Genomic DNA, 9358 nt, shown 5'->3' with positions numbered 1-9358 from the left:
CGGCAGCATGTTCATCTGCGCCCGGCTCTCGACCTGGAACACGCCGAGGCTGTCGCCCTTGCACAGCATGTCGTACACGCCCACCTCCTCGCGCGGCACGGTCGCCAACTCCCAGCGCTCGCCATGATGCGCCTCGATCAGGTCGAACGCCTTGCGGATGCAGGTCAGCATGCCGAGCGCGAGCACGTCGATCTTGAGGATGCCCAGCTCCTCGATGTCGTCCTTGTCCCATTCGATGAAGGTGCGGTCGTTCATTGCGCCATTGCCGACCGGCACCGTCTCGATCAGCGGTCGTTCGGTCAGGATGAAGCCGCCGACATGCTGCGACAGATGGCGTGGCATGCCGATTAGCTGCTGCGCCAACATCACCGTGCGGCGCAGATGCGGGTCGGCGAAGTCGAGCCCGGCCTCGCCGACCCGCTCCTCGGCGATGTCGGCCTCCATGCTGCCCCAGTGGGTCGCGGCGATGGCGGCGGTGACGTCGTCGCTCAGCCCCATCACCTTACCAACCTCGCGGATCGCCGAGCGCGGGCGGTAATGGATCACGGTCGCGGCGATCCCGGCGCGGTCGCGGCCGTATTTCTGGTAAATGTGCTGGATCACCTCCTCGCGCCGCTCATGCTCGAAATCGACGTCGATGTCGGGCGGCTCCTTGCGCTCCTCGGAGATGAAGCGCTCGAACAACAAGGAGTTGGTCGAGGGATCGACCGCCGTGATGCCCAGGCAATAGCAGACTGCGCTGTTGGCCGCGCTGCCCCGCCCCTGGCACAGGATCGGCGGGTCGAGGGTGCGGGCGAAGGCGACGATGTCGTGGACGGTCAGGAAATAGCGGGCGAAATCGAGCTTTTCGATGAGCGCGAGTTCGTGGTTTAGCTGCGCGGTGATGGTGTCGGGAATGCCGTCGCTCCACCGCCCCGCCGCGCCGTCCCAGGTCAGGCGGACAAGATGCGCCTGCGGGCTCAGCCCGTCGGGCACGCTCTCGCGTGGATATTCATATTTAAGCTCGTCGAGGCTGAAGGTGAGCGCGTCCGCGAAGTCGCGGGTGGCGGCGACGGCGTGGGGCCAGCGGGCGAACAGGCGCGCCATTTCGGCCGGGGATTTCAGGTGCCGCTCGGCGTTGGCATCGAGCCGATAGCCGGCGGTGGCGAGCGTCACCTTCTCACGAATGCAGCTCATGATGTCCTGCAACGGGCGGCGGTCGGGGGCGTGGTAATGGACGTCGTTGGTGGCGAGGATGGTGCACCCGTGCGCCCGCGCCATGCGGTCCAATCGCTCGATCCGCGCGAGGTCGTCGCCGCGATAACGATGCGCGGCGGCGATATGGCGCATGCCGGGCAGGGCGGCGGCGAGCGCGGGCAGCGCCGCCTCGAAGGCGTTGAGATCCTCGTCCGGCATGGCGATGAAGTTGATCCCTTCGCCGTGCAGCGCGACCTCGCTCAGCGTCAAGTCGCACTCGGCCTTGGCGCTGCGCATCTTGCCGAGCGACAGCATCCGCGACAGCCGGCCATAGGCTTCGCGGTCCCTCGGATACGCCAGCAACGCGGGCGCATCGATCGGCTCGATCCGGCACCCGATCAGCGGCCGCAGCCCCGCTCCCTTGGCCGCGCTGTGCATCCGTACCACCCCGGCCAGCGTGTTGCGGTCGGCCACCCCGATCATATCCATCCCCAGTTCGAGCGCGGTCAGTACCAGCTCGATCGCGTCCGACGCGCCGCGCAGGAAGCTGAACGGGGTCGTCACGCCCAGCTCGACAAAGTCCGCCCGCGCCACCGGAGGCGGCGGCATGTCGTCGTGGCGCACCAGCTTGCGCCGGGTGAAGAGCGATGATTCAGGCATCAGCCGAACAGGCCGTGGACATACCAGTCGGGCGCCCCGCCGCGCCCGTCGCCGGCGATCCCGTCGCGATAGATCCAGTAGCGGCAGCCCTTGCTGTCCTCGACCCGGTAATAGTCGCGCAGCCGGGTGCCCCCCGGTTGCCGCCACCATTCGGGCGCGATCCGCTCGGGCCCCTCGACGCGGGCGATGTCATGGACGACGTGCCGCCACACGAAACGGCGCGGCATGCCTTCGGGCGTGGCATAGATCACGCCGATCGCCTCGGGATGATCGAGCAGGCGGGCGGGGCGGGCCCGTTCGTCCCCCTCCTGCTTGCGAGAGGGGCTGAAGATCCCACTCACCCACCTGCTTGCCCGCTCCGGCAAATGACTCGCCCGCGCCTCCGGCCGCTGCACCCGACCCGGCCCGAGCCGCACCGTCAGCCGGTCGACCAGCCGCGCCAGCTCGCGCTCGCGGGGCGCCTCGCCGATCAGCGCGTCCTGCGCGGCGTCGAGCGGCTCGCACCACGTGGCGGTCAGGGCGAAGGCGTCGATCCCGAAGCCTGGGTCGATGCTGCCGACCTTCTCCGCCAGCAGCCGGACGAGATGCGCCGCCTCGCGCGTCGGCAGCGAGGTCTCGGCTCCGGCCTCGCCGACCTCGCCGTCGATCCGCCACGCGGTCAGCAGAATCCGCCGCGCACCCAGCCGCCGGGCGGCCAGCATGCGCGCGAGGGGATCGGCGAGCTTCGCCAGCGCCTGCCCCAGCACCGCTGGATCGGCGACCGGCTCAGCCAGCCGCAGCGTGGCGCGCGGCGGCGGCTCGACCGCCAGCGCGGTCAGCGGCTCGGGCGTGCGGCCCAGCGCGCGGTCGAGCGCATCGAGCGGATTGTCGGCCTCGCGGAAGCGCCGCGCGAGGCTGCGTCGCGGCACTCCGGCAAGCGCGCCGATGGTCTTGAGACCGAGCCGGTGGAGGGTGTGGTTGGCTTGCGGTGATAGGCGCAGCGCCGCGACGGGCAAGGGGGCGAGGTCATCCTCACTTCTCCCGCGAGGAGAGCGCGAATATCTCGCCAGCGCCCATGCCGCGCCCGCCGTTGCGGCAATCGCCACCCGCGTCGTCAGGCCCTGCGCCGCGAACCGCGCCTCGACCTCTTGGCGCAACGCCTCCTCACCGCCGAACAAATGCGCCGTTCCCGTGACATCGAGCCGCAGCCCGTCACCGCCATCGACCTCGACCAGCGGCGACCAGCGGCCGGCCCAGCGCGCCAGCCGCTCGACCAGCGCCGCATCCCCCGCCGTGTCGGCCGGGACTGCCGCCAACGCCGGGAATAGCGTGCGGGCGTCGGTCAGGCGCATGCCGGGGTGCGCTCCGCCGGCCGCCGCCGCTGTCGTCACCGCGACGATGCGCTGGCCGTGCTGGGCTTCCTCGACCAGCGCGACGGTGGTGTCAGGCGATGCTCCGCTCAGCCGCTGCCAGCGTTCGATCGGCAGGAACGGCCACCACACCGACAGGATCCGCCGCCCGGTCATGGGCGGCGATCCATCGTCCCGGCGCTGCACCGCGCGCCCGGAAAAGCTCGGCATCCCATGTCGCCTCGCCCGGTGCGCGCGGGTCGAACTCGTGGGGTAGCGACGGCGCGCTGCCGATCCGCCAGCGCATCCGCGCGCCGCTCAAATTGGCGTGGCCGCCGAGTCGAATCAAAAAAGCGGCCACGCCATACCGCTCGGCGGCGACGGCAAGCCGCCGCGTCGCGGTAAAGTCGAGCGCGCCGGGGTCGCCCCACAGCTCGCCGATCACGGCACCGAGCGCCGCACATCTCAGCCCCTCCTCCATCGCCCACAGCGCGGCGCGGGCATCGCGCGCCTCGACGTGGATGAGGTCGGGTATGTCAGGAAAAAGGGCGCCCAGGCCTGGCGGATAAAGCCGCCCGCCCTCGAGGATCGCCATCCGCTCCTGCACCCACAGCAACGGGCGCTGGCGATCGGGCAAAGCGCGGATGAGGTGGGCGAGGAGGAAACCGGTCGCCCCGCCGTCACGCGGGGAGGCGGCGAAGATCTCGCTAAGCGTCGAGCCGGACGGCGCGGGCAGTGCGACCAGAGAGGGCGCGCACGCCGCCCCCGTCTCCCGCTCGGGGGCATGTTCGGAAGGCGGCCGAAAGGGTCCGCCGCCGACCAGGGAAAGACCTTGGGCCACACGACTCGCAACGCTCTTGTTCTAGTTTTGTTCTCATACCGCGAGTCGGGTGGGGGGAGTCAACCGAAGAGAATTTAACCTTCGACGTCCTTGAGGAAGCGGTCGATTTCGGTGACGACACGGCTCAGCACCGGGCGCGAGACGGCGAACCCCATGTGGCTGGCGTCGATCTCCACCGCGCGGTCGCGCTCGCCGGGCAGGCCGCGTGCCGAGCGGACCGAGACGATGCCGTCGCGCCGCGACCACAAGGCGAGGGTCGGCACCGGCGGCTTGTCGGTGATGCGCGGAAAGGGCGGCTGATCGACCGGATGGCCCGCAACCCACTCGTAGAGGCGGCGAACATTGGTGTTCGTGCGCAAATCACCCGAGAAAGGTGCACCCAATGTCACGACCGCGCGCACTTTGGCCGGATGCGTGCGCGCCAGCTCGCGCGCGAACAATCCGCCGAGGCTCCAGCCGACGAGCAGCACCTTGCGCGGATCATGGACCGCGTCGAGCCGCCGCCCGAGCAGCTCGAGCGTGTCGGCCTTCGCCCCCCTGTTGGTGCCCATCTCCCATGGATAGGTTCGCCAGCCACCGCGCGCGAGGCCGCGGCGAAGCTCCATCGTGGTGCGATCGTCGGCGAGGAAACCGGGCAGGACCAACGCCGGCGGACCACCCTCAGGCCCGCGCGGCCCGAGCGGCCCGAGCCCGGCCAGCAGCCGCGGCAAATGCCACGCCACTTCGCCGATGCGCAGCCAGCCGGAGGGGGCGCGGTCGTCGGGATCGATCTCGGTCAGCTCCATGCCGGGCCTACAGAAACTCGCCGCCCATCATCGCCTGCAACGCCTTGGGCAGGCGGACGCGGCCGTCCTGGGTCTGGTGATTTTCGAGCAGGGGCACGAGGATGCGCGGGCTCGCCAGCGCGGTGTTGTTGAGGGTGTGGGCGAAGCGCACCTTGCCGTCGGCATCGCGGTAACGGAGGTTGGCCCGCCGCGCCTGCCAGTCGTGGAGCGTCGAGCAGCTGTGCGTCTCGCGATATTTGCCGAGGCTCGGCACCCAGCTTTCGATATCGTTCATCCGAAACTTGCCCAGTCCCATGTCGCCGGTCGAGGTCTCGATCACCTGATAGGGGATTTCGAGCTCGGTCAGCAGATGCTCGGCCAGTCCGAGCAGCTTCGCGTGCCACGACGCGGACTCCGCTTCGTCGGCCGCACAGATGATATACGCCTCAACCTTGAGGAATTGATGAACGCGCAGCAGGCCGCGCACGTCGCGCCCGGCGCTGCCCGCCTCGCGGCGGAAACAGGGCGAGAGGCCGCCGTAGCGAATGGGGAGCTGGGCGTGGTCGAGGATCTCGCCCGAATGGAGCGAGGTCAGCGCGACTTCGGCGGTGCCGGCGAGCCAAGCGTCGTCATTGGGCAATTGATAGGTTTCGTCGCGGTGGCCGGGGAATTGGCCCTGGTTGAGGAAGGCCTGTTCGCGGGCGATGGCGGGGACGGTGATCGGCACGAAGCCGGCCGCCGCGACCTGTTGCATCGCCCAGCCCATCAGCATGGTTTCAAGCAGGGCGAGGCGGCCCTTGAGGCAATAGGTGCGCGATCCCGCCACCTGGACGATGCGGGTGAGGTCGCCCCAGTCGTTCTGCTCGATCAGCGCGACATGGTCGAGCGGGGGAAAGCCGAAGGCGGGGACGGAGCCTTCGGTGCGGATGACGATATTGCTGCTCTCGTCGGGACCGACCGGAGCGCCGTCCCACGGGATGCCAGGGAGGCGGAGCATGAGGGCCTTGAGTTCGGCTTCCTGTGCGGCGCTGTCGGCCTCGATCGCGCTGGCCTGCGCGCCGGCTTCCTTGGCTTTCGCGCCGAGCGCGGCCTTGTCCTCGGGCCGGGCGTCCTTGAAACTGGCGCTGATCGCGTTGCGGGTGGCGCGGAGCGTGTCGACCTGGCCCTTCGCCGCGCGGACCGACTGGTCGAGGGCGAGGAGCGCGTCGATGTCGACGTGCACATTCTTGTCGCGGATGGCGCGGTCGACGGCGGCGCGGTTCGCCTTGATGAAATCCATGCTGAGCATGGGCGGTTCGTTGCGCGAAACGGGCGCGGGAGGCAAGTCGCCCTCCTATTGGTGGGGGGCGTGTGGGGTGGGTGGGGTTTGGTTTCACGCGAAGGCGCGAAGGTAGGAAGGGGGAGGCGCGAAGAAGAAGAATGGGGATCGCGCGGAGGCGCGGCGGCCCGGAGAAAGAGGGTCGGAAGCGCTTCGCGCGGAGCGCAGCGAACCTGACTCCTTCTCTTCGTGCCTTCGTGCCTTCGTGTGAAAATCCTTCTTACCGTCTGCGCCTCCGCGCCTCTGCGCGAACCCGAACCCTGCATGAAGCGAAAGGACGGTTCGGCGTATGGGATCAGGACAGGCCGTGCAGATGGTGGCGATTGGCGTGGTGGACTCTGAACCGAACATCAGGAACAAGCTTGCCCGTGGTAAACTTTACGGCGGTGTTCCTGATCAATGCTTAGAGGCTATCGGCGCTACATCGCTGCGGCTTTCGGACTCGTAGCACTCTCTATTCTGCTGGCTGTAGGCTTCCAGCAAATTGATGCCGAACGCTACAAGCCCCCCGCCAAACACCCACGACAAGCCCTCGACAAGCGCTCTCTCGATAGCGGGCGAATTGCAGATGTGCTGGAATCCATCCGTGACGATCAGCAATCCGCAGACAATAGCGAGCGCGAAAGCCGCAATCTTGATGCGCAAGAGGGTGCGGCCCGTTGGACGAAGTGGTCCGCTTGGGCGAGCGTTTTGCAGGTTATCGTCAGCTCGTTGGGCCTTGCCGCCCTGATCTGGACGCTGCGCCAGACGGAATTGTCGCTGAAAGCTGGACGCGAAGCCAACACGATTACAGAAAAGATCGGCAAGGCTCAAGTGCGCGCCTATTTGAGCGTAGGGGTCTCCGCTCAATCCTATGACCCGGGAAAAGGCCTCACCGTCGATTTTACCGTTACAAACTCTGGGCAGTCGCCAGCCCGTAAGCTTCAGCTTCGACTGAGACCGCACGTCATGACGAAAGGACTGCCTAACCCTCTTGGCGAGACACTTGACCCAATTGGTGACCTGTCCAGCAGCGTGGTACCTATCATCTCGTCGATCCTAGTTTCTCAGACTGTTCTCAACGGACGGTTTGATGACAAAATGAGTTATTTGGGATTTGAGGTTGAAGCCGAATATTGGGACGTTTTTAATGAGCGGCAAACGGACTTGTTTATGTTTGATGGATTGGGCGTAAAAGACTTGTTTAGCATTAAAATAAGAGCGCGCCGCTATGGTATGATGTCCTTCCATACTCACTAGAGCAAAGGCGACATAGGCTAAATGAAAGAGGCCGCCACCCCGGCCAGGGTGACGGTCTCGACTGCGGGCTAACAGCTAAAACCGGCGGCGTTGTTCATAGCACCGCCGCCCCCTTTTGAGAAGTGCTATGGCTCTTCGTGAGCATCCTCCCGTGGGGCTTGTACTCACATGTAATTTCGAACCGGGCTTCCGTGCGCCGGAGATGGTCAAGCGCCGTCCGGTAGTCGTCATCAGCCCGAAAATGCGCGGGCGTCCGGATCTGTGCACGGTTGTTGCGCTCAGTACGACCCCGCCTGTGCCTCCGCTTGCATGCCATGCGCAAATCGATATTCGGCCCAAACTGCCGGATCATTGGGAAAGCGATGGGGTGTGGGTCAAAGGCGACATGATCTATACAGTCGCCTTGCATCGGCTTGATTTCATTCGAATTGGTAAGGATCGGAACGGCAAACGGATGTATTATCTGCACTCCGTTGGGCATGAGAAGCTGACCGTCATTCGGCGTTGTGTCTTGAGCGGCATTGGGCTTGGCTCATTGACAAATCACCTTTAAAAACGTACATAGCCAGCGTGGCTCCAGCTTCGGCTGTCCATGTCTAAGACCCCACCAGGGGCCGCCGTAGATTGTGGCGAACGCAAGCCGCGCTACGGTGTAGTCGAGAAAGCCCCGCTTAGGCGGGGCTTTTTGTTTGAGGTGTGGTTCAGCTTCACCTCCTCGCCATCCCCCACCTACTCCGCTATCCCCGCGCTCATGGCTTCCGGACTCATCGCTCTCCTCGACGACATTGCCGTCATTGCCCGCTCCGCCGCGGCGTCGCTCGACGATATCGGCGCGGCGGTGGGGACGGCGGGGGGGAAGGCGGCGGGGGTGGTGATCGACGATGCGGCGGTGACCCCGCGCTATGTGTCCGGCCTGACGCCCGACCGCGAATTGCCGATCATCGGCAAGATCGCGCTGGGCAGCGTCAAGAACAAGCTGCTCATCCTGGTGCCGATCGCGCTGCTGTTGTCGGCGTTTTTGCCGTGGGCGATCACAACGCTGCTGATGCTGGGCGGGACGTATCTGGCGTATGAGGCGACCGAAAAGCTGGTCGAACTGGCGACGCACGACCGTCATGAGGAGGCCGAGCTGGCCGAGGCCGACACGCCGGCGGAGCTGGAGGCGCGGCAGGTGGCGGGGGCGATCCGCACCGACCTGATCCTGTCGGCCGAGATCATCGCGATCGCGCTGGCCAGCCTGGAGGGGCGGACGATCGTCGAGCAGGCGGTAGTGCTGGCCATCGTCGGCCTGGCGATCACGGCGGGGGTTTATGGCGCGGTCGCGCTGGTGGTGAAGCTGGACGATATCGGGCTGCACCTGTGCCGGACTCGCAAGGGGGCGATGGCGGCAGTGGGGCGCGGGCTGATCGCGTTCGTGCCGTGGCTGCTGACCGCGCTGTCGGGGGTCGGGACGGCGGCGATGCTGTGGGTCGGCGGCGGCATCCTCGTGCACGGGATGGACGAGATGGGGCTGACCCATCTGCCCGACGCGATCCACGATGTGTCGGCGGCGATCGGCCATGCGGGGGGGCCGGTCGAGCCGGTGGCCGCGTGGATCGCGAGTGCGCTGGCGGCGGCGGTGGTGGCGCTGGTCGTCGGCGGGGCGATCGTCGGGGTGCTCAAGCTGATCGCGCGGGTGCGGCGGCCGGGCGCGGCGAGCGCATGAACCCGCTGCTGGTGTTCGTCGGCGGCGGGCTGGGCGCGGTGCTGCGCTATGGCGTCGGGCGGGTGGCGGTGGTCGGCGGCTGGGGCGCGCCGGTGGCGACGCTGGCGGTCAATGTGGCCGGGTGTTTGGTGATGGGGTTGCTTGCCGGGTGGTTCGTCGGGCGCGGGGGCAGCGAGCCGTGGCGGCTGTTTTTGCTGAGCGGGGTGCTCGGCGGGTTTACGACTTTTTCGGCGTTCGGGCTGGTTGCGCTGACCCTGTGGCAGCGCGGGGCGGTCGGGCAGGCGGCGGCCTATGTCGCGGCGTCGGTGCTGCTGTCGCTCGGCGCGG

10 protein-coding genes are annotated in these 9358 nt (G+C 67.2%); 5 read left to right on the top strand and 5 right to left on the bottom strand.

The window, feature by feature from the left end:
- The 5 genes from RMN84_RS02990 to serS all read right to left on the bottom strand — a co-directional run.
- The coding region (locus RMN84_RS02990) for a PHP domain-containing protein (protein ID WP_309610722.1) at positions 1 to 1836 on the bottom strand (1836 nt) is incomplete at its 3' end.
- The gene (locus RMN84_RS02985; RefSeq protein ID WP_309610721.1) at positions 1836 to 3341 is read right to left on the bottom strand and encodes a DNA polymerase Y family protein; all 1506 of its coding nucleotides are present in this window, start codon (positions 3339 to 3341) and stop codon (positions 1836 to 1838) included. The genes RMN84_RS02985 and RMN84_RS02990, both read right to left, overlap by 1 nt.
- Positions 3259 to 4005 (bottom strand): hypothetical protein, encoded by a 747-nt coding sequence (locus tag RMN84_RS02980; RefSeq protein ID WP_309610720.1) that lies wholly within the window; start codon positions 4003 to 4005, stop codon positions 3259 to 3261. The genes RMN84_RS02985 and RMN84_RS02980 overlap by 83 nt, the downstream gene beginning before the upstream one ends.
- A gap of 74 nt (positions 4006 to 4079) precedes the next feature.
- Positions 4080 to 4790 carry an alpha/beta fold hydrolase gene (locus RMN84_RS02975; protein ID WP_309610719.1) on the bottom strand — a complete coding sequence of 237 codons (711 nt, stop codon included), beginning with the start codon at positions 4788 to 4790 and terminating at the stop codon, positions 4080 to 4082.
- A gap of 7 nt (positions 4791 to 4797) precedes the next feature.
- On the bottom strand, positions 4798 to 6057 hold the full coding sequence (gene serS, locus RMN84_RS02970) for a serine--tRNA ligase (protein ID WP_309610718.1): 1260 nt from the start codon (positions 6055 to 6057) through the stop codon (positions 4798 to 4800).
- 319 nt (positions 6058 to 6376) lie between these two features.
- Between serS and RMN84_RS12275 the strand changes: the two genes are divergently transcribed.
- From RMN84_RS12275 to RMN84_RS02950, 5 genes are all read left to right on the top strand, one after another.
- Positions 6377 to 6535, top strand: a complete 159-nt coding sequence (locus tag RMN84_RS12275; protein WP_405051427.1) for a DUF6471 domain-containing protein — start codon at positions 6377 to 6379, stop codon at positions 6533 to 6535.
- Positions 6487 to 7326, top strand: a complete 840-nt coding sequence (locus RMN84_RS02965; RefSeq protein ID WP_309610717.1) for a hypothetical protein — start codon at positions 6487 to 6489, stop codon at positions 7324 to 7326. The genes RMN84_RS12275 and RMN84_RS02965 overlap by 49 nt, the downstream gene beginning before the upstream one ends.
- 127 nt (positions 7327 to 7453) lie before the next feature.
- Positions 7454 to 7879 carry a type II toxin-antitoxin system PemK/MazF family toxin gene (locus RMN84_RS02960; protein ID WP_309610716.1) on the top strand — a complete coding sequence of 142 codons (426 nt, stop codon included), beginning with the start codon at positions 7454 to 7456 and terminating at the stop codon, positions 7877 to 7879.
- A gap of 198 nt (positions 7880 to 8077) precedes the next feature.
- Positions 8078 to 9031, top strand: a complete 954-nt coding sequence (locus RMN84_RS02955; RefSeq protein WP_309610715.1) for a DUF808 domain-containing protein — start codon at positions 8078 to 8080, stop codon at positions 9029 to 9031.
- Positions 9028 to 9358: CrcB family protein (locus tag RMN84_RS02950; protein ID WP_309610714.1), on the top strand; the 331-nt coding region annotated here is incomplete at its 3' end. The genes RMN84_RS02955 and RMN84_RS02950, both read left to right, overlap by 4 nt.

It is taken from the genome of Sphingomonas sp. (assembly GCF_031380695.1).
Taxonomy (GTDB): domain Bacteria; phylum Pseudomonadota; class Alphaproteobacteria; order Sphingomonadales; family Sphingomonadaceae; genus Sphingomicrobium.
The sequence above is the reverse complement of the archived record's forward strand: the minus strand, read 5'-3'. Positions and strand labels throughout refer to the sequence as shown.

What these genes read in the sequence shown, in the direction of transcription:
- RMN84_RS02975 (WP_309610719.1), bottom strand. Translation starts at nt 4,790, where the DNA reads ATGGAGCTGACCGAGATCGATCCCGACGACCGCGCCCCCTCCGGCTGG.
- RMN84_RS02985 (WP_309610721.1), bottom strand. Translation starts at nt 3,341, where the DNA reads ATGACCGGGCGGCGGATCCTGTCGGTGTGGTGGCCGTTCCTGCCGATC.
- RMN84_RS02955 (WP_309610715.1), top strand. Translation starts at nt 8,078, where the DNA reads ATGGCTTCCGGACTCATCGCTCTCCTCGACGACATTGCCGTCATTGCC.
- serS (WP_309610718.1), bottom strand. Translation starts at nt 6,057, where the DNA reads ATGCTCAGCATGGATTTCATCAAGGCGAACCGCGCCGCCGTCGACCGC.
- RMN84_RS12275 (WP_405051427.1), top strand. Translation starts at nt 6,377, where the DNA reads ATGGGATCAGGACAGGCCGTGCAGATGGTGGCGATTGGCGTGGTGGAC.
- RMN84_RS02965 (WP_309610717.1), top strand. Translation starts at nt 6,487, where the DNA reads ATGCTTAGAGGCTATCGGCGCTACATCGCTGCGGCTTTCGGACTCGTA.
- RMN84_RS02960 (WP_309610716.1), top strand. Translation starts at nt 7,454, where the DNA reads ATGGCTCTTCGTGAGCATCCTCCCGTGGGGCTTGTACTCACATGTAAT.